Here is an 18,119-nt window from a genome sequence, read left to right on the forward strand (position 1 = left end):
GTATACCCTCAGCCTTCAGGTACTGCGCGTGTCCAAGATGATGGTCTTTACGGGGAACGCTAACCCCGATCTGGCTCGGCGTGTCGTACGTCAGCTGCATATCCCTCTCGGTGACATCTCTGTTGGAAAATTTTCCGACGGCGAAATTACTGCCGAGATCAATGAAAATGTCCGCGGTAAAGACGTCTTCATTATTCAGCCGACTTGCGCTCCGACCAACGATAACCTGATGGAACTCGTGGTGATGGCCGACGCCTTCCGCCGTTCCTCAGCTACTCGTATCACTGCTGTTATTCCTTATTTTGGTTATGCCCGTCAGGATCGCCGTCCGCGTTCCGCACGTGTGGCTATCAGCGCGAAAGTCGTCGCTGACATGCTCACCGTAGTCGGCATCGACCGTGTTCTCACGGTTGATCTGCATGCTGACCAGATTCAGGGCTTCTTCGATATTCCGGTAGATAACATCTACGGCTCCCCGGTTCTGGTGGATGACATCGAAGATCAGCGTTTCGAAAACCTGATGATCGTGTCCCCGGACATTGGCGGCGTCGTGCGTGCACGTGCCGTGGCCAAGTCCCTGGGCGTTGATCTCGGGATCATCGACAAGCGTCGTGAGAAAGCCAATCACTCCGAAGTGATGCATATCATCGGCGACGTCGAAGGACGCACCTGCATTCTGGTCGATGACATGGTCGATACCGCCGGCACCCTGTGCCACGCGGCCAAGGCCCTGAAAGAGCATGGCGCAGCCAAGGTCTTTGCCTACTGCACACACCCTGTGCTGTCGGGTCGGGCCATCGAGAACATTGAAAATTCCGTGCTGGACGAGCTGGTGGTGACCAACACCATCCCGCTGTCCGCTGCTGCACAAGCCTGTGCGCGTATCCGTCAACTGGATATCGCACCGGTAGTTGCCGAGGCGGTTCGCCGTATCAGCAACGAAGAATCGATCAGCGCGATGTTCCGCTAGGGCCCGTCCCTGGCAGAACATCCCGATGACGAAAAGCGCCCCGTCCCAACCTGTGTTGGGACGGGGCTTTTTTGCCCATATCGCCTTTAGCGCTGGTCGCAAACGCTGGGGCGAGTGTGGTTATTTTGGAGATACAACATGAACGATTTTACTCTGAATGCTGAAGTGCGTTCCGACCTGGGGAAAGGTGCGAGCCGCCGCCTGCGTCGTCTCGCAAGCCTGGTTCCAGCTGTAGTTTACGGTGGCGACAAAGCCCCTGAATCCATCAGCATGCTGGCCAAAGAAGTTGCCAAGCTGCTGGAAAACGAAGCTGCCTACAGCCACATCATCGAACTGAACGTTGGTGGCACCAAGCAGAACGTCGTGATCAAGGCCCTGCAACGTCACCCGGCCAAAGGCCACGTGATGCACGCTGACTTCGTTCGCGTGGTTGCTGGTCAGAAACTGACCGCCATCGTTCCAGTGCACTTCATCAACGAAGCTGCTCCGGTCAAGAAAGGCGGCGAGATCTCGCACGTAATCGCGGAAATCGAAGTTTCCTGCCTGCCCAAAGACCTGCCTGAGTTCATCGAAGTCGACCTGGCTGACGCTGAAATCGGCACCATTGTTCACCTGTCCGACATCAAGGCCCCTAAAGGCGTTGAATTCGTGGCCCTGGCACACGGCAACGACCTGGCAGTAGCCAACGTTCACGCTCCACGTGTTGCTCCAGAAGCTGCAGAAGGCGCTGCAGAGTAATTCACTCTGACGCGGGAGTTAAGCGGAGTACATCGCGGACTGGAACGTAGCGAGAAAGCGGGCGAGAACGCGAAGTTTGCCGCAAGGCAACCCAGCTCTTGTCGTCCACTTTCGCCGTAGCACCGGTTGCGGCGATGTCATCCACCACTCCAAAGAAGGGCCCCTATCGTGACTGCCATCAAACTGATCGTTGGCCTGGGTAATCCAGGCACCGAATACGAACAGACCCGGCATAACGCAGGGGCCCTTTTTGTTGAGCGCATCGCCGAAAAACAAGGGATCAACCTTGTCGCCGATCGCAAGTATTTCGGCCTGACCGGGCGCTTCAGTCACCAGGGTCAGGACATTCGTCTGTTGATTCCCACCACCTACATGAACCGCAGCGGCCAGGCCGTGGCGGCGCTTGCCGGCTTCTTCCGCATCAAGCCGGAAGAGATCCTGGTGGCCCACGACGAACTCGACTTGCCGCCAGGCGTCGCCAAGCTCAAGACCGGCGGCGGCCATGGCGGGCACAACGGACTGCGGGACATCATCGCGCAGCTCGGTAATCAGAATACCTTTCACCGCCTGCGGCTCGGCATCGGCCATCCGGGCGTTGCCAGTATGGTTTCAAACTTTGTCCTGGGTCGTGCGCCACGCGCCGAACAGGAAAAACTCGATGCCAGCATCGATTTTGCCCTCGGCGTGCTGCCGGATATCTTCGCCGGTGAATGGAACCGCGCGATGAAAAACCTGCACAGCCAGAAGGCCTGACTCTACTCCTCGGGGAATACACCATGGGATTCAATTGCGGCATCGTCGGCCTGCCTAACGTCGGCAAGTCCACCCTGTTCAACGCCCTGACCAAATCCGGGATCGCGGCCGAGAACTTCCCCTTCTGCACCATCGAGCCCAACAGCGGTATCGTGCCGATGCCCGACCCGCGCCTGGACGCCCTGGCCGCCATCGTCGTGCCCGAGCGCGTGCTGCCCACCACCATGGAGTTCGTCGACATCGCCGGCCTGGTGGCCGGTGCTTCGAAAGGTGAAGGCCTGGGCAACAAGTTCCTGGCCAACATCCGCGAAACCGACGCCATCGCCCATGTGGTCCGCTGCTTCGAAGACGACAACGTGATCCACGTGTCCAACAGCGTCGATCCCAAGCGCGACATCGAAATCATCGACCTGGAACTGATCTTTGCCGACCTCGACAGCTGCGAAAAACAGTTGCAGAAAGTCGCCCGCAACGCCAAGGGCGGTGACAAGGATGCCGTGGCCCAGAAAGCCCTGCTGGAGCAGTTGATCGCCCACTTCACCGAAGGCAAGCCGGCCCGCAGCCTGATGAAGGACATGAGCGCCGACGAGAAGCTGATCATCCGTGGCTTCCACCTGCTGACCACCAAGCCGGTGATGTACATCGCCAACGTTGCCGAAGACGGCTTCGAGAACAACCCCCTGCTGGACGTGGTCAAGGCCATTGCCGAGGAAGAAGGCGCGATCGTGGTGCCGGTGTGCAACAAGATCGAGGCGGAAATCGCCGAGCTCGATGACGGCGAAGAAAAGGACATGTTCCTCGAGGCCCTGGGCCTGGAAGAGCCCGGCCTGAACCGGGTGATCCGCGCCGGCTACGAAATGCTCAACCTGCAGACCTACTTCACCGCAGGTGTGAAGGAAGTTCGCGCCTGGACCGTGCGTGTCGGTGCTACCGCGCCCCAAGCGGCCGCGGTGATCCACACCGACTTCGAGAAAGGCTTCATCCGTGCCGAAGTCATCGCCTACAACGACTTCATCCAGTTCAAGGGTGAAGCCGGAGCCAAGGAAGCCGGTAAATGGCGCCTGGAAGGCAAGGAATACATCGTCAAGGACGGCGACGTGATGCACTTCCGCTTCAACGTGTGATCCCCTTCAGCCCCATTGCCTGGCAATGGGGCTGATTCCCCCGCTACATCCAGCGGCCTCAGAAGTAAGTGGTCGCCCCCGCGAAGAACGCCCGTCCGGGCACATAGAAGTTGGTCGATCCGTCCCGCAGGTCCTTGTCCATCAAGTTCTGCACCCCGCCGTTCAAGGTCAGCCACTTGGTCAACGCCAGGTTCGCCGTCAGGTCGTAAGTGGTATAGGACTGCACGAAATCATTGCCCACGCCCCGTTGCTTGCCGACGTGCTGCGCCGACAGTTCGGTACTCAAACGATCGTTGACCTGCCAGTCCAGCGCGCTGAACGCCGACAGCTTGGGCGAGCTGATCAAATCCTCGCCGGTGGACAGGTTCTTGCTTTCCAGCATGTAGGTGGCGTTGGTGCGCCACGTCACGGAGTCGCCCAGCGGAACCCGAGTGGTGCCTTCCCAGCCACGGGTGCGGGCCTTGTCGACGTTTTCCAGCATGGTCCACCAGCGGCCCTGATACTTGCCCAATGGACCGTATTCGATCTTGTCGGTGAAATCGGTGTGGAAGTAGGTCAGGCCGGCTTCCCAGCCGTCATGATCGAACGACACACCCATTTCCTTGTTGGTGCTGGTTTCCGGCATCAGGTTCGGATTGCCAGCCATCCAGCAACTGCCGCCTCCATAGCCCAACGGACGCAAGGAACCACAACCACGGCCACCGGATTCAGTCGCCGCTCCCGCACTGCCTTCCTTCAGGCTCGGCGCACGAAAGCCCTTGGAAACACCGCCACGCACGGTCCAGTCCGGGTGCGGGTGATAAACCACATACGCCCGCGGACTGTTGTGGTTGCCGTACTTGTCGCTGTGGTCGAAACGGTTGCCCAGGGTCAGGGACAGGTTGTCCAGCAGAAACAGCTCATCCTCGATAAAGGCCGCCGAGTAATCGCCCTTCAAGGTCGAGCCATTAACCGGCGTGCCCTGGTAATCCACCGGCACAGTGCCCAGGGTATTGGTGTTGGTCAGCTCCTCGCGCTTCCATTGCCCGCCCAGCGTCAGGCGCTGATCCACCAGCAGCTCGAAGGGCAGATTGAGACTGCCCTCGACAATCTTCTCCTCGGAGTTGGCTTTGCCCCCATCCAGGTCGTTGCGGTACTTGTTCAGGTAGGCATCGAGCTTCGTGGTACCAAAGCTCCAGTCACCGGTGTGGGACAGGATGTAGCTGTCGCGAGTCAGTCGGCTGGGGCCAAAGGCGCCACCAATGGTCTCGTCCCAATCACCAAAGGTCTTCTTTGATGCCCAGGAATGCTCAACGCCATGCACCGCCTCGAAGGACAGGCTCTGCTCCTGGTTGATCTGCCAGTCCAGCAGTGCATTCACGCTCTGATCCTTGGAGCCGCCCGCGCCATCGTCGTACATGAAATCGCCCTGGGCATCGCGCCGCGCCTCTACCTCATCCGCAGCCCGACGCGTGACGTTGGCCCCCAGGCGCAGCCCCAGGGACTCCGTCAGCGGACCTGCCGCATTCACGCTGTACTGAGTGGTCTGGCCGCGGTCGGAATCCTTGGGCACGGTGATATTGGTGCTGGCCGAGCCGGTCCAGGTCCGCGAGACCTTGCGGGTGATGATATTGATCACCCCGCCCATGGCGTCCGAACCATACAGCGACGACATAGGCCCGCGGACGATCTCGATGCGCTCGATCATGTTCGGCGAGATCCAGTTCAGGTCCTGGCGCGCCAGGTCGCGGCGATAACTCAGGTCCGCGGAACTGCCGACCCGCTTGCCATCCACCAGGATCAGCGTGTACTTGTCGTCCAGCCCCCGCAGCTTGATCTTCGACTGCTCGCCCACCGGGCCGAAACCACCGGTCACCCCCGGCACCCGGCGCAGCAGGGTATTGAGGTCATAGACCGGCTGGCGCTCGATTTCCTCGCGGGTGATGACGCTGACACTGGCCGGGGCATCCTTGAGATCCGTGGCGCCGCCAGTAGCCGTGACAAAGGCGGTATCCAGTTCCAACGATGCAGGCTTGGCCTCTTCAACCGCATCGCCGGCCTGCGCCAGCGGGGCCAGCAGGCCGACACCGGCGCTGAGCAGAAGCGAATTGAACAGGCAGGAGCTGACTTTCATTACAAACGATCCTTGTCGATTCAATGCACCCGGATGGTGCATCAAGGGAGAGAGGGATCGGAGTGTAATGCTAATGAATATCATTTATAAATAGGAATGTTTCCGCACTGTTACATTACGGCTTGCCGCCCGTTGCAGGCAGCGCCCTGAAACGGCCCACTGCATGCGGGTCGCTTCAGGGTCGTGGGCTCAGCAGATTTCTTCGTAAGGCAGGCCCACATAGTTCTCGGCAATGTTCACCAGGCCAGCGTGGGAGTTGAGGAAATATTCGCGATCGGCCTGCTGCATCTTGTGGTCCCAGGCATCCTGCCGGTCGCCGAAATCGTGCAGCAGATTGGTCATGAACCAGCTGAAGCGTTCGCCCTTCCACACCCGGCGCAAGGCCAGTTCGGAATACTTTTCCAGCAGCTCGGTACGCCCTTCGCGGTAGACCTTGACCAGGATCCGGTACAGGTAGCACACATCGGAGGCCGCCAGGTTCAGGCCCTTGGCACCGGTAGGCGGAACGATATGGGCCGCGTCCCCCACCAGGAACAGCTTGCCGTACTGCATGGGCTCCACCACATAGCTGCGCAGCGGCGCGATGCTTTTCTCCAGCGCTGGCCCGGTCACCAGGTCAGCCGCCACCTCTTCTGGCAGACGGGCCTTGAGCTCGTTCCAGAAGCGCTCGTCGGACCAGTCCTCGACCTTGTCGCTCAGCGGGACTTGCAGGTAGTAGCGGCTGCGGGTCAGGGAGCGCTGGCTGCACAGCACGAAACCACGTTCATGCTGCCCATAGATCAGTTCGTGATTGACCGGTGGGGTATCGGACAGCAGCCCCAGCCAGCCGAAGGGGTATTCGCGCTCGTAGTGGGTCAGCACGTCTTCGGGGATGCTCTTGCGTGCCACACCATGAAAACCGTCGCAGCCGGCAATGTAATCGCAGTCGATGCGCTGCAGCTGGCCGTCTTTTTCATAGGTGATATAGGGCTGCGCGCCCTTCATATCATGGGGCTGCACCTTGTCCGCCGAATAGATGATCGGCGCTGCGCAGGCAGCGCGGGCCTCCATCAGGTCGCGGGTGACTTCGGTCTGGCCATACACCATCACCGTCTTGCCGCCGGTCAGGGCCTTGAGGTCGATACGCACGCGCTTGCCGCCCATCAGCAGCTCCACCCCTTCATGGACCAGGCCTTCAGCGTCCATGCGGCGGGCCACACCGGCCTCGCGCAGCATGTCCACGGTGCCCTGCTCCAGCACACCGGCACGGATGCGGCCCAGCACGTAGTCCGGGGTCTGGCGCTCGACAATCACGGTGTCGATGCCGGCCTTGTGCAGCAGTTGGCCCAGCAGAAGGCCGGAAGGTCCGGCGCCGATAATCGCAACCTGAGTTTTCATTGTTGTCGTCTCATAAGGGCATTCCAGTCACCGTGCAGGCGAAATCCGGAATTTATGGTTATTGTTGTACCCCTGCATTTTTGCCGACAAAAATCGCAAAAAATGGTGATTAACCGCCGTAAAAATGCACTTTTGAAAACAGCGTTCGATTATCGAGCATTCCAATCCTTCACCCCCAGGGCCGCGCCCGATGAAAGCCAGTCGCTCCAGCATCCCCGTATTCAAGCTCTACGGCGAAAACCAGGCCTGGCCGACTCCGGACCTGCTGCACTGTGAATCCATCCCCAAGCGCAGCAGCCTGCACCACTGGGAGATCAAGCCGCACCGCCACGCCGACCTGTATCAACTGCTCTATGTGCAAAGCGGACAGGCCCTGGTGGAAGTCGAAGGGCGCCGCGAGGACGTGCGCGAAGCAACCATCCAGGTGGTGCCGCCGCTGATGGTCCACGGCTTTCAGTTTTCCGAGAACATCGAGGGCTACGTGCTGACCCTGGGTGCGCCGCTGGTGGCCCAGCTGGAAAGCCAGCTGGGGGCGCCGCTGGCGGTCCTGGCCGCGGCCGGGCGCTACCCGGTGGGCCGTGACCGGCAGCGCCTCAACAGCCTGTTCAAGACCTTGCTGGAGGAATACGAAGGCAGCGCCTCGGCGCGGGACCTGCTGCTGCATTCGCTGGTCAACGTACTGCTGGTGTGGATCAGCCGCCGACGCCAGCAGAACGTGACGCCCAGCAACCGCAGCGAGCGCAACCAGCAACTGCTGGGGCACTTCATCAAGCTGGTGGAGCAGCATTACCAGGAGCACCCGACGGTGGAAGCCCTGGCCCATCGCATCGGCCTGTCCAGCGTGCACCTCAATACCCTGTGCCGGGAACTGGCCGGGCAGACCGCGTTGCAGATCATCCACCAGCGCCTGATGCTGGAGGCCAAGCGCAACCTGATCTACACCAACATCAGCATCAGCCAGCTCTCGGACAACCTGGGCTTCAGCGACCCCACCTACTTTTCCCGCTTCTTCAAGCGCCTCGGCGGCCAGACACCCAACGCCTTTCGCCAAGGCACCGGGCACACCCGCCAGGGCGGCTGAAGCCCAGGCAAAAAAAAGCCCGGGGCCAGAACCCCGGGCGTTCTATCGCCAGCACGCCTCAAGCCATCAGGCTTTGCGGGTACGCGGCAGGAAGATCGCCAGCACCCCGAACAGCGGCAGGAACGAGCACAGGTAGTACACATACTCGATGCCATGAATGTCCGCCAGGTGCCCCAGCAGCGCCGCACCGATCCCGCCAAAACCGAACATCAGGCCGAAGAACACCCCGGCGATCATGCCAACGTTGCCCGGCACCAGTTCCTGGGCGTACACCACGATGGCGGAGAATGCCGAGGCCAGGATAAAACCGATCACCACGCTCAGGACGCTGGTCCAGAACAGGTCGACATGGGGCAGCAACAGAGTGAACGGCGCCACCCCGAGGATCGAGAACCAGATCACTGCCTTGCGCCCGATCTTGTCGCCGATCGGGCCGCCGAAGAAGGTTCCCGCCGCCACGGCTCCCAGGAACAGGAACAGATGCAGTTGCGAGCTGGCCACCGACAGGTCGAATTTCTCGATCAGGTAGAAGGTGAAGTAGCTGGTGAAGCTGGCCATGTAGAAATACTTGGAAAACACCAGCAGCCCGAGGACCACCAGGGCGCTGATCACCCGGTTCCTGGACAGGCCGTGAGTCGCCGCCTGGCCCTGCTTGAGCTTGTACAGGCGCAGGTGGTTGGCATACCAGCGGCTGATGGCGTACAGCACCACCAGGGCAAACAGCGCGAACAGGCCGAACCAGGCCACATTGCCCTGGCCGTAGGGAATGATGATGGCCGCAGCCAGCAAGGGGCCGAAGGCGGTGCCGGCATTGCCGCCGACCTGGAAGCTCGACTGGGCCAGACCATAGCGCCCGCCCGAGGCCAGCCGCGCGACCCGCGAAGCCTCCGGATGGAAGGTCGAGGAGCCAATGCCGATCAATGCTGCTGCCAGCAGGATCAAGGGAAAGCTGCCGACCTGGGACATCATCAGGATGCCGATCAGGGTGCAGATCATTCCCGCCGGCAGCAGGAATGGTTGAGGCCGGCGGTCGGTGTAGTAGCCGACCCAGGGCTGCAACAGCGACGCGGTCAGCTGGAAGGTCAGGGTAATCAGGCCGACCTGGGTGAAGGTCAGGCCGTAGCTGTCCTTGAGCATTGGGTAGATCGCCGGCAGCACTGCCTGGATCAAGTCGTTGATCAGGTGCGCCAGGGCCACCGCACCAATGATGCGCAGGACCAGGGGACTGCTTTGCGAAGCCGGGGAAGCCGTCGCGGCGACGCTCGGGGAGTTGCTGCTAGCCATAGGATTTTCCGTACAACGGGTGGGTGCACAGGGGCAGGTGCGTCAATGTGCCATTTTTCGGTGCAGTCGCGCCATCCCATTAGCTTGCTAACGAACCCCGATTCGCGCCTCGGGGAAATCCGCTTCCAGCTCGGCCTTGAGCCACTGGATAAACCATTCCACGTCCTCCGACCACTCGCTGGCCGGGGTCAGCACCCGGTAGCTTTCCAGCTGCACCTGGTCTTCCAGCACCCGCACCAGGGTGCCGGCCTTGAGCTCCTCGCGCACCAGCACTTCGTTGGCCAGGGCAATACCACCGCCGCTTTCAGCCACCGACAGCGCATGGTCGTTGTTCACGTAGATCAGGTCGGACGTGAGCTGGATATCCAGGCCATTGGCGGCGAACCACATGTTCCACCACTCGCCGTCATCGAAGTGGATCAACTCATGGCGGGCCAGGTCCGCCGGCTCGCGAATCGCCTCGATACTGGCCAGGTAGGCCGGGGTGCAGATGGGAAACACCCGGGGGCAGATCAGGCTGACCCGGGACTCGGCGTATTGCCCGTCCAGGCCGTAGGCGATCCCCAGGTCGCTGCTCTTGGCATCCACTTCGCTAAAGGTCGAGTTCGGCTCGATGGCGAACTTCAGGCCCGGGCGCACGTGGCGCAGCGCCTCCAGGCGCGGGGTTAGCCAGCGCTTGGCAAACCCCGGCACGACCATGATCCGCAGCCAGCGCTCGGCGGCCCTGGGCTGTACCTCGCGCCCGGCCTCGATGATCAGTTGCAGGGCGGCGGCGATCTTGCGGTGGTACTTCTCCCCCGCCGGGGTCAGGTTCACGCCGCGGGACGTGCGCTCGAACAGCTGCACCCCGAGCCAGTCCTCCAGCAGCTTCACGTGGCGGCCGATGGCCGGCTGGGTCACATGCAAGGCCCTTGAGGCTTCGACATAGCTGCCAAGACGGGCGGCGGCATCAAAAGCACGCACTGCATTCAACGGTGGCAAACGCTGCTCGACCATGATTTCGCCCGCCCCTTGCTATTAAATTTTTTAACAGCCGGTATGTTAAAATTGATGTTTCGCCCCCGCAACCCCTCACTGATAATCAGCCCCAGCAGAACCCGGTAAAACCCGCGCAAAGCTTGCAAAGACAAGCTTTCCACGCACCCGACACATTTCGATCCTGCCCAAGAAAAACAAGATCCATGGCCTGCACGACAGCTCATGGGGGAATCGGAGGTAAGGCATGAATGCCCTGCATGCGCTGCAAACGCTGGCGGTGTCCATCCGTTCAGTGCGCAAGGTCTACGGCGATCCACACAGCGGCCCGGTGGCCCTGAAGAACATCGACCTGGATATCCGCGACAACGAATTCTTCACCCTTCTCGGCCCCTCGGGCTGTGGCAAGACCACCCTCTTGCGGATGATCGCCGGGTTCGAGTTCCCGACCCAGGGCGAGATCCTTCTCTATGGCGAGAACATCGCCGACCGGCCGCCCTTCGAGCGCCCGGTGAACACGGTGTTCCAGCATTACGCACTGTTCCCCCACATGACCCTGGCCGAGAACCTGGCCTTCGGCCTGGAATCGCGCCCTATGGGCCAGATATTGAACAAGGCGCAGATCGCCGAGCGGGTGCGCGAGATGCTGGCCCTGGTGCAGATGGAGCGCTTTGCGGCGCGCAAGCCCAACCAGCTGTCCGGCGGCCAGCAGCAACGCATCGCCCTGGCCCGAGCCCTGGCCCCCCACCCCAAGGTACTGCTGCTGGACGAGCCGCTGTCGGCCCTGGACCTCAAGCTGCGCCAGGCCATGCGCGAAGAACTCAAGGCCATCCAGGCCAAGACCGGTATCACCTTCATCTTCGTCACCCACGACCAGGAAGAAGCCCTGACCCTGTCCGACCGCATCGCCGTGCTCTCCGAAGGCGAAGTGCAACAAGTGGGTCGCCCGGAAGAAATCTACGAGCAGCCGCGCAATCGCTTCGTCGCCGACTTCATCGGTGAAACCAACTTCATCCCGGCCACGGTCAGCCGTGTCGAAGCGGGCCTGGCCTGGTTCAGCGGGCCCGCCGGGCAGGCGCTGCCGGCGCAACCCTGCACCACCGCCAAGGTCGGCCAGCAGGTCACCCTGTCGGTGCGCCCCGAGCGCTTGCACCTGCGTGGTGATGCCTCGCAAGGCGCCCTGGCGTGCCGCATCGAAGCGCTGATCTACCTGGGCACCGACCTGCAATACCAGGTCAGCCTCGGCGACGGCACACGCCTCACCGTGCGCACGCCCAACAGCCTCGAACACCACCCGCGCCTGAGCGTAGGCAGCAGCGCCGGGCTGCTGTTCGAACGCGGCAGCGCCAGCGTCCTGCTGGATTGACCACGAGGATTCGCCATGCACGCTTCTTCGATTTCCCAGCACCTGGAACGGCGCAAGGCCCTGCGCAGCTTTCTCGGGGTCAGCCCGGCCCTGGTCGCCATCGGCCTGTTCCTGATCGTGCCGATCCTTATCGTCATCGGCTATTCGTTGATGGAAGCCAACCCCTACGGCGGGGTGAACAAGGTCTTCAGCAGCGACGCCTACACCTCCCTGCTGTTCGAACGGCAACTGGACGACAGCCTGGCCTTCGCCGACTCCTACCTGCTGATCGCCCTGCGCTCGATCGGCATCGCCGGGCTGACCACGGTGATCACCCTGCTGATCGGTTTTCCGGTAGCGGTGTGGCTGGCCATGCAGCCAGTGCGGCGCCGCGGCCTGCTGATCTTCCTGATCACCGTGCCGTTCTGGGCCAACCTGCTGATCCGCACCTACGCCTGGATCCTGCTGCTGCGCAACACCGGGGTGATCAACAACAGCCTGATGGGCCTGGGGGTCATCCACGAGCCGTTGCAGTTGCTGTACACCGACGGTGCGGTGCTGCTGGGGCTGGTCTACACCTACGCGCCCTTCGTGGTGCTGCCGATCTACGCCACGCTGGAGAAAATGGACACCCGCCTGCTGGAAGCGGCCCAGGACCTCTACGCCGGACGCATTCGGACCCTGCGCAAGGTGGTGCTGCCCATTGCCAAGCCGGGAATTTTCGCCGGGGCGATCCTGACTTTCGTGCCCTGCCTGGGCGCCATGATCGCCCCCGAACTGCTGGGCGGCGGCACCCGGATGATGCTTGGCAACCTGATCTTCCGGCAGTTCAGCGATGCCCGTAACTGGCCCTTCGGCGCCGCCCTGTCGCTGGTGCTGATGGCCGCGGTGATGCTGGTACTGACCGTCTACGCCCTGCGCGCCCAGCGCCAGAAAACCCTTCAGGAGGGTGCATGATGATCCGCCTGTTCAAGCGCAACGGCCTCGGTGTCCAGGACTTTCCCGGCTTCGGCGGTTTCAGCTTCCTGTTCTACCTGTACCTCTACGCGCCGATCCTGGTGCTGGTGGTGTTCTCCTTCAACGCCAACCAGTCGGCCACGGTGTGGAGCGGCTTCAGCCTCGACTGGTACCGCGCGGCGTTCGCCAACCAGGCCCTGCGCCAGGCGGCAGGCAACAGCCTGCTGATCGCCGTGTGCGCCAGCATGGCGGCCACCGCCATCGCCACCCTGGCGGCCCTGGGCACCTCACGCGGGGCGAAGTTCAAGGGCCTGCAACTGTCCATGGGCGCCATCATGCTGCCCCTGGTGCTGCCGGAAATCGTCGTCGGCGTGGCCACCCTGGCGCTGTTCTCCACCCTGGGGCTGTCCCTGGGCTACGGCAACCTGATCATCGCCCACACGGTGTTCTGCATCCCCTTCGCCTATTTGCCGATCCGCGCCCGCCTCAACGACATGGACCTGTCCCTGGAACACGCCGCGGCGGACCTGTACGCCGGCCCCTGGCGCACCTTTCGCAAGGTGACTCTGCCGCTGCTGATGCCGGGGATCGTCTCCGGGCTGATGCTGGCCTTCATTGTCTCCCTGGATAACTTCGTGATCTCGATGATGGTGTCCCAGGCCGGCACCACCACCCTGCCGATCTTCATCTTCGGCCTGTTGCGCATGGGCGTGACACCCGACGTCAACGCCGTGTCGACGCTGATCCTCGGCGTCTCGGTGCTGTTCGTCAGCTTCTCTTATCTGCTGAGCAAGAAACACGCTTGAACCTTCCACTGACCTTGGGGAAATGACATGAGCAAGTTGATCGCAAGCCTGGGTACCTCGTTGTTGCTGAGCCTGCCACTGGCGGTGCAGGCCGCCGAGAAACTCAACGTCGTGAGCTGGAGCGGCTACTTTTCGCCGGAAATTCTCGCCAAGTTCCAGAAGCAGACCGGTATCGAGGTCACGGTGGACTCCTACGATTCCAACGAAACCCTGCTGGCCAAGCTGAAACAGGGCGGCACCGGTTATGACGTGGCGATCCCCTCCCACCAGTTCATCCCGATCCTGATCAAGGAGCAGTTGCTGGAGCGCTTCGACCCGGCCAAGCAGCCCTATTACGCCAGCGTGGTCGACAACCTGAAGAACCCGACCTGGGACCCGGAAGGCGCCTACTCGGTGCCCTTCATCTGGGGCACCACCAGCGTGGTGCTCAACGGCGAACGCTACAAAGGCCCGAGCGACAGTTACAAGGTGCTCTACGAGCCGCCAGCGGAGCTGCAGGGGCGGATCAACATGTTCGACTCGGTGAGCGAAGTGATCGACATGGCCAGCCTGTACCTGAACATTCCGCTGTGCAGCGAAGACCCCAAGCAGATGCAGCAGATCCTTGGCCTGCTCAAGGCGCAGAAGCCCTTCGTCAAGACCTACAGCTCCAAGGCCGGGGCGATCCGCGAGAACCTGGCGGCCGGGGAAATCGACATGTCGATGTTCTGGGGCGGATCGTCGATGCGCGCCCGGGAAATGAAGCCCGGCCTGAAGTACCTCTACCCGAAAGAGGGCGTGCTGGCCTGGGTGGACAACATGGTCATCCCCAAGGGCAGCAAGAACCCGGCAAACGCCAAGGCCTTCATCGCCTTCCTCAGCCAGCCTGAGAACGCCGCCATGACCCAGAACTTCCTCAAGCACCAGAGCCCGATCAAGGGCGTCGAACCCTTCCTCGACGCCGGCCTGAAGGACGCCCCCGAGCTGCACATTCCCGAGGGTACCAAGGTGGTCTTCAGCCAGACCTGCGGCGAAGGCGCAATCCGCCTTGCCGACCGCCTGTGGACCAACCTGATGCGCTGAGCTGCGTTGACTTCTGCCGCCCCGGCCTGGATGCCGGGGCGTTTCTAAAGCCGTTTGAAAGGCCCTCCTGCCATGATCGCCAAGCCCCCCAGCGAACTGGTCCTGCTCCAGGCCCATGAACTCGCCGAGCGTATCCGCCTGCGTCAGGTTTCCTGCCGGGAAGTGATGCAGACCTACCTTGCCCACATCGAGCACTACAACCCCCTGGTCAATGCCCTGGTCAGCCTGCAACCGGCCGAAGCCCTGCTGGCCGAGGCCGACCGGCGCGACGCCGAACTGGCCCGTGGCGAATATCGCGGCTGGATGCACGGCCTGCCCCACGCGATCAAGGACCTGTCCCTGACCCACGGCATCCGCACCACCCTGGGTTCGCCGCTGTACCGGGATTTCATCCCAGAGCGCGACGGCATCATGGTGGAACGGATCAAGGCCGCCGGTGCGATCCTGATCGGCAAGAGCAACACCCCGGAATTCGGCCTCGGCTCCCAGACCTACAACCCGCTGTTCGGCGCCACCGGCTGTGCCTATGACCCGAGCAAGACCGCCGGCGGCAGCAGTGGTGGCGCCGCCGCGGCCCTGGCCCTGCACCTGGTGCCGGTGGCCGACGGCAGCGACATGATGGGCTCGCTGCGCAACCCGGCGGCCTTCAACAACATCTTCGGTTTTCGCCCGTCCCAGGGCCGGGTGCCGTTCGACGACAGCAGCGACCTGTTCATCGACCAGCTCGGCTACGAAGGCCCCATGGCCCGCAGCGTGCGCGACGCGGCCCTGCTGCTGTCGGTGCAGGCCGGCGGCGATGCACGGGCGCCACTGTCCATCGCCGAATCCGGCCAGGGCTTCGCTGCCCCGCTGGAGCGCGACTTCAAGGGCACGCGCCTGGGTTGGCTGGGGGACTTCAACGGTTACCTGCCAATGGAAAAAGGCCTGCTGGAGCTCTGCGAAAAGGCCTTGGGCGATTTCCGCAGCCTGGGCTGCAGCGTAGAACCGGCCAGCCCCGACTTCGCCCCCGAACGCCTGTGGAGCAGTTGGCGCACCCTGCGCCACTGGATGGTCGCCGGGTCCTTGGGCGGCGCCTATGCCGACCCGCATAAGCGTTCACAACTCAAGACGGAAGCCATCTGGGAAGTAGAGAACGGCCTCAAGCTGTCCGCCAGCCAGGTGTTCGAGGCCTCGGTGATCCGCAGCGACTGGTACCGCGCCATTTCAAAACTGTTCGAACGCTTCGACTACCTGCTGCTGCCCAGCGCCCAGGTCTTCCCCTTCGACAAGAACATACCCTGGCCGCGCAACATCGAAGGCGTGGCCATGGACACCTACCACCGCTGGATGGAGTTGGTGATTCCCGGCACGTTGTCCGGCTGCCCGGTGGCCAGCGTCCAGGCCGGCTTCAATGCCAACGGCCTGCCCATGGGCTTGCAGATCATCGGCAAGCACCAGGCCGACTTCGCCGTCCTGCAATTGGCCCACGCCTACGAACAGGCCAGCCGCTGGTTCCAGCGCTGCCCGTCGCCGCTGATTTTCGGGGGGAAGGGATAAACGGTTGATAGCGTAGATAATTTTTTTATAAAAACGCTTGACGCATTGTCGTTCCGAGCGAATAATGCGCGCCACTTGGCTACATAGCTCAGTTGGTTAGAGCATAGCATTCATAATGCTGGGGTCCGGGGTTCAAGTCCCTGTGTAGCCACCAAGTACTAAAAACGGCTTACCGCAAGGTAGGCCGTTTTTTTATGCCCGCGAAAAAGTACCGGGGATTACGCCGCATTGATCCACAAACGCGACACCCGCATTGAGCACCGCCACTGGCTGGGATAGAACACTCCGGCAGTGTTTGTGAGAGCTGCGCAATCCTCACTTCAAGGGCTCGAAAATGAAAACAAAAATCACCCGAACCGCGGTCGCTCCCTGGCTGTTCTCGCTCCTGGCAATCACCTGTACCCCGACCTTCGCCGAGCAGGCTCCTACCCCGCCCTCCAACCTGCTGACCGCCGCCGTGGCCTGGAAGCAAACCGCCGCCGAATTCGAGGCGCTGTACTACCAGGGCTTCAACATCGCCCGCCTGCAACTGGACCGCGCCCTGCAGGAACACAAGGCCGGCGAGCGGCCACTGGCGATCATCAGCGACGTTGACGACACCGTGCTCAGCAGCAACAGCTACTGGGGCTACATGATCAATTCGGGCAAGGAGTTCTTCGACGACGAGGCCTGGGACAAATGGGTCGCCGACAATGGCCCGGTGGCCACCCCGGGCGCCGTGGAGTTCCTCAAGTACGCCCAGTCCAAGGGTGTCGAAGTGTTCTACGTCACCAGCCGCGACCAGGGCGAAAAGACCTACGAATACGCCCTGGCCAACCTGCGCAAGAACCAGCTGCCCTATGCCGATGAGCAGCACCTGACGGTGTACCGCGACAGCTCCAACAAGGAGCCGCGGCAGCAGGAGATCGCCAAGGACCACAACGTGGTGCTGATGCTGGGCGACAACCTCAACGACTTCAAACGCAAGTACTACGTGGCCGACGTCAAGCAGCGCAGCAGCCTGATGACCGAGGACAAGGAGCAATTCGGCCGCAAGTTCATCCTCTTCCCCAACCCCACCGATGGCCATTGGCTGAAGGCGATCTTCGGCGACTCCGAACCGCCGGCGACTCCGGAAAATCGGGCCAAGTTCAAGGCCGCGGCCAGCTCGACGGCCTGGCAGATGAAGCCCTGAGAGGGCGCCGCAACATCAGCGCAACGCTGGCCCGCCATGGCCAGTGTTGCGCCAAGCCCCCAGGGATGTCATAAACGCCAGCCCCTGCACTCAGGCAGGAACAAGGAGTCGTTTTCTCATGTGGGCAAGGAAGCTGCTGTTGCTGATCTCGTGCGGGGTACTTGGGGCCTGCAGCACTCCCGAGCCGATCCAGTACCTGCCCGGCCGGGTCATCTACCGCATCGACTCATCACGCTTTTTCGAGATCGACCGGACCACCTTCAAGCTCTGCAACGGTTCCTCGCCGGTCATCGCCAGTAGTGGCGACATGGTGCACTACACCGACACCCGGCTCGGCATCCACACCCCGGTTGCACCCTTTGGCTCATTCAACGGCATCACCGTGCATGGCCGTGGTTCGCACTTGATGATCGATGCTGCCAACTCCAATTACCTGGTGATTCCGATTGCCCAAGGACCGGGCTTCAGCAAGGGCGGGGCCGGCTTGCCGCGCCTGTACTTTTCCCAGGATGCCGGGCGTACCTGGCTGCGCATCACCGCGCCCAGGTACCTGGAAAGCCCTGAGCGAACCTGGCTGACCGGCTCCGTCCTTTCGATCGAAGGCCCCCTCCTGCACGGCGCCGCGCAGATCGACCTGTCCTTGAACTACGAGACGCTCAAGGACCACTCGCCCTACTCGATGCTGTCTTACCCACAACGCTGGCAACGCACCGATAGCACTCGTACACCTGGCTACTTCGAACCCGCTCGCCAAGCACCCATCGATGACCGGTTCAATTGTGCCACTGGGGCCAAACAGGGCTGACCCAGCACGTGGGGCTTGA

Annotated in this window: 16 protein-coding genes and 1 tRNA gene; 13 read left to right on the forward strand and 4 right to left on the reverse strand. The window is 62.1% G+C overall.

Annotation, left to right across the window (positions count from 1 at the left end; translation table 11 throughout):
• The first annotated feature begins 28 nt into the window (after positions 1 to 28).
• The 4 genes from AC1RMG_RS17085 (at position 29) to ychF (ending at position 3,585) form a co-directional block, all read left to right on the forward strand.
• Positions 29 to 970: a ribose-phosphate pyrophosphokinase gene (locus AC1RMG_RS17085; RefSeq protein WP_003171603.1), complete on the forward strand. Its 942-nt coding sequence runs from the start codon at positions 29 to 31 to the stop codon at positions 968 to 970.
• A 138-nt stretch (positions 971 to 1,108) separates the two neighbouring features.
• A complete protein-coding gene (locus AC1RMG_RS17090; protein ID WP_011063411.1) occupies positions 1,109 to 1,708 on the forward strand; it encodes a 50S ribosomal protein L25/general stress protein Ctc in 600 nt (199 codons plus the stop codon).
• 168 nt (positions 1,709 to 1,876) lie between these two features.
• Positions 1,877 to 2,461, forward strand: a complete 585-nt coding sequence (pth, locus tag AC1RMG_RS17095) for an aminoacyl-tRNA hydrolase (RefSeq protein WP_011063412.1) — start codon at positions 1,877 to 1,879, stop codon at positions 2,459 to 2,461.
• Between the two features lie 23 nt (positions 2,462 to 2,484).
• Positions 2,485 to 3,585: a redox-regulated ATPase YchF gene (ychF, locus tag AC1RMG_RS17100; protein WP_152686428.1), complete on the forward strand. Its 1,101-nt coding sequence runs from the start codon at positions 2,485 to 2,487 to the stop codon at positions 3,583 to 3,585.
• Positions 3,586 to 3,643: 58 nt separating this feature from the next.
• Here ychF and AC1RMG_RS17105 read toward each other — a convergent pair whose 3' ends face one another.
• Positions 3,644 to 5,698 (reverse strand): TonB-dependent receptor domain-containing protein, encoded by a 2,055-nt coding sequence (locus AC1RMG_RS17105; RefSeq protein ID WP_493169671.1) that lies wholly within the window; start codon positions 5,696 to 5,698, stop codon positions 3,644 to 3,646.
• Between the two features lie 189 nt (positions 5,699 to 5,887).
• Positions 5,888 to 7,075: a 4-hydroxybenzoate 3-monooxygenase gene (gene pobA, locus AC1RMG_RS17110; RefSeq protein WP_011063415.1), complete on the reverse strand. Its 1,188-nt coding sequence runs from the start codon at positions 7,073 to 7,075 to the stop codon at positions 5,888 to 5,890.
• A 190-nt stretch (positions 7,076 to 7,265) separates the two neighbouring features.
• On the opposite strand from pobA, the gene AC1RMG_RS17115 reads away from it, so the two are divergent.
• Positions 7,266 to 8,156, forward strand: coding sequence for a helix-turn-helix domain-containing protein (locus AC1RMG_RS17115; protein WP_015636982.1), 891 nt, complete (start codon positions 7,266 to 7,268; stop codon positions 8,154 to 8,156).
• Between the two features lie 66 nt (positions 8,157 to 8,222).
• Here AC1RMG_RS17115 and AC1RMG_RS17120 read toward each other — a convergent pair whose 3' ends face one another.
• Positions 8,223 to 9,440, reverse strand: a complete 1,218-nt coding sequence (locus tag AC1RMG_RS17120; protein WP_011063417.1) for an MFS transporter — start codon at positions 9,438 to 9,440, stop codon at positions 8,223 to 8,225.
• A gap of 87 nt (positions 9,441 to 9,527) precedes the next feature.
• Positions 9,528 to 10,436, reverse strand: coding sequence for a LysR substrate-binding domain-containing protein (locus AC1RMG_RS17125; protein WP_011063418.1), 909 nt, complete (start codon positions 10,434 to 10,436; stop codon positions 9,528 to 9,530).
• 226 nt (positions 10,437 to 10,662) lie between these two features.
• Between AC1RMG_RS17125 and AC1RMG_RS17130 the strand changes: the two genes are divergently transcribed.
• The 8 genes from AC1RMG_RS17130 (at position 10,663) to AC1RMG_RS17165 (ending at position 18,100) form a co-directional block, all read left to right on the forward strand.
• Positions 10,663 to 11,781 carry an ABC transporter ATP-binding protein gene (locus AC1RMG_RS17130; RefSeq protein ID WP_493169673.1) on the forward strand — a complete coding sequence of 373 codons (1,119 nt, stop codon included), beginning with the start codon at positions 10,663 to 10,665 and terminating at the stop codon, positions 11,779 to 11,781.
• A gap of 15 nt (positions 11,782 to 11,796) precedes the next feature.
• On the forward strand, positions 11,797 to 12,717 hold the full coding sequence (locus tag AC1RMG_RS17135) for an ABC transporter permease (protein WP_011063420.1): 921 nt from the start codon (positions 11,797 to 11,799) through the stop codon (positions 12,715 to 12,717).
• Complete coding sequence (locus tag AC1RMG_RS17140; protein ID WP_065365185.1) at positions 12,714 to 13,523, forward strand: ABC transporter permease; 810 nt, start codon at positions 12,714 to 12,716, stop codon at positions 13,521 to 13,523. Before AC1RMG_RS17135 ends, AC1RMG_RS17140 begins: the two co-directional genes overlap by 4 nt.
• A 27-nt stretch (positions 13,524 to 13,550) precedes the next feature.
• Positions 13,551 to 14,585 carry an ABC transporter substrate-binding protein gene (locus AC1RMG_RS17145; protein WP_011063422.1) on the forward strand — a complete coding sequence of 345 codons (1,035 nt, stop codon included), beginning with the start codon at positions 13,551 to 13,553 and terminating at the stop codon, positions 14,583 to 14,585.
• A 72-nt stretch (positions 14,586 to 14,657) separates the two neighbouring features.
• Positions 14,658 to 16,121: an amidase gene (locus AC1RMG_RS17150; protein WP_493169675.1), complete on the forward strand. Its 1,464-nt coding sequence runs from the start codon at positions 14,658 to 14,660 to the stop codon at positions 16,119 to 16,121.
• Positions 16,122 to 16,198: 77 nt separating this feature from the next.
• Positions 16,199 to 16,275 (forward strand) — tRNA-Met (locus AC1RMG_RS17155).
• Between the two features lie 180 nt (positions 16,276 to 16,455).
• Entirely contained in the window at positions 16,456 to 17,295 is an 840-nt protein-coding gene (locus AC1RMG_RS17160; protein WP_065365183.1) for a 5'-nucleotidase, lipoprotein e(P4) family, read from the forward strand.
• A 118-nt stretch (positions 17,296 to 17,413) separates the two neighbouring features.
• Complete coding sequence (locus AC1RMG_RS17165) at positions 17,414 to 18,100, forward strand: T6SS immunity protein Tli3 family protein (protein WP_103407751.1); 687 nt, start codon at positions 17,414 to 17,416, stop codon at positions 18,098 to 18,100.
• Positions 18,101 to 18,119: the final 19 nt, after the last annotated feature.

Source organism: Pseudomonas sp. GW822-FHT04H02, assembly GCF_058800645.1.

Coding starts and splice junctions, on each gene's coding strand:
- AC1RMG_RS17090 (WP_011063411.1), top strand. CDS start 1,109: ATGAACGATTTTACTCTGAATGCTGAAGTGCGTTCCGACCTGGGGAAA.
- ychF (WP_152686428.1), top strand. CDS start 2,485: ATGGGATTCAATTGCGGCATCGTCGGCCTGCCTAACGTCGGCAAGTCC.
- AC1RMG_RS17105 (WP_493169671.1), bottom strand. CDS start 5,698: ATGAAAGTCAGCTCCTGCCTGTTCAATTCGCTTCTGCTCAGCGCCGGT.
- pobA (WP_011063415.1), bottom strand. CDS start 7,075: ATGAAAACTCAGGTTGCGATTATCGGCGCCGGACCTTCCGGCCTTCTG.
- AC1RMG_RS17115 (WP_015636982.1), top strand. CDS start 7,266: ATGAAAGCCAGTCGCTCCAGCATCCCCGTATTCAAGCTCTACGGCGAA.
- AC1RMG_RS17120 (WP_011063417.1), bottom strand. CDS start 9,440: ATGGCTAGCAGCAACTCCCCGAGCGTCGCCGCGACGGCTTCCCCGGCT.
- AC1RMG_RS17125 (WP_011063418.1), bottom strand. CDS start 10,436: ATGGTCGAGCAGCGTTTGCCACCGTTGAATGCAGTGCGTGCTTTTGAT.
- AC1RMG_RS17130 (WP_493169673.1), top strand. CDS start 10,663: ATGAATGCCCTGCATGCGCTGCAAACGCTGGCGGTGTCCATCCGTTCA.
- AC1RMG_RS17135 (WP_011063420.1), top strand. CDS start 11,797: ATGCACGCTTCTTCGATTTCCCAGCACCTGGAACGGCGCAAGGCCCTG.
- AC1RMG_RS17140 (WP_065365185.1), top strand. CDS start 12,714: ATGATGATCCGCCTGTTCAAGCGCAACGGCCTCGGTGTCCAGGACTTT.
- AC1RMG_RS17145 (WP_011063422.1), top strand. CDS start 13,551: ATGAGCAAGTTGATCGCAAGCCTGGGTACCTCGTTGTTGCTGAGCCTG.
- AC1RMG_RS17150 (WP_493169675.1), top strand. CDS start 14,658: ATGATCGCCAAGCCCCCCAGCGAACTGGTCCTGCTCCAGGCCCATGAA.
- AC1RMG_RS17160 (WP_065365183.1), top strand. CDS start 16,456: ATGAAAACAAAAATCACCCGAACCGCGGTCGCTCCCTGGCTGTTCTCG.
- AC1RMG_RS17165 (WP_103407751.1), top strand. CDS start 17,414: ATGTGGGCAAGGAAGCTGCTGTTGCTGATCTCGTGCGGGGTACTTGGG.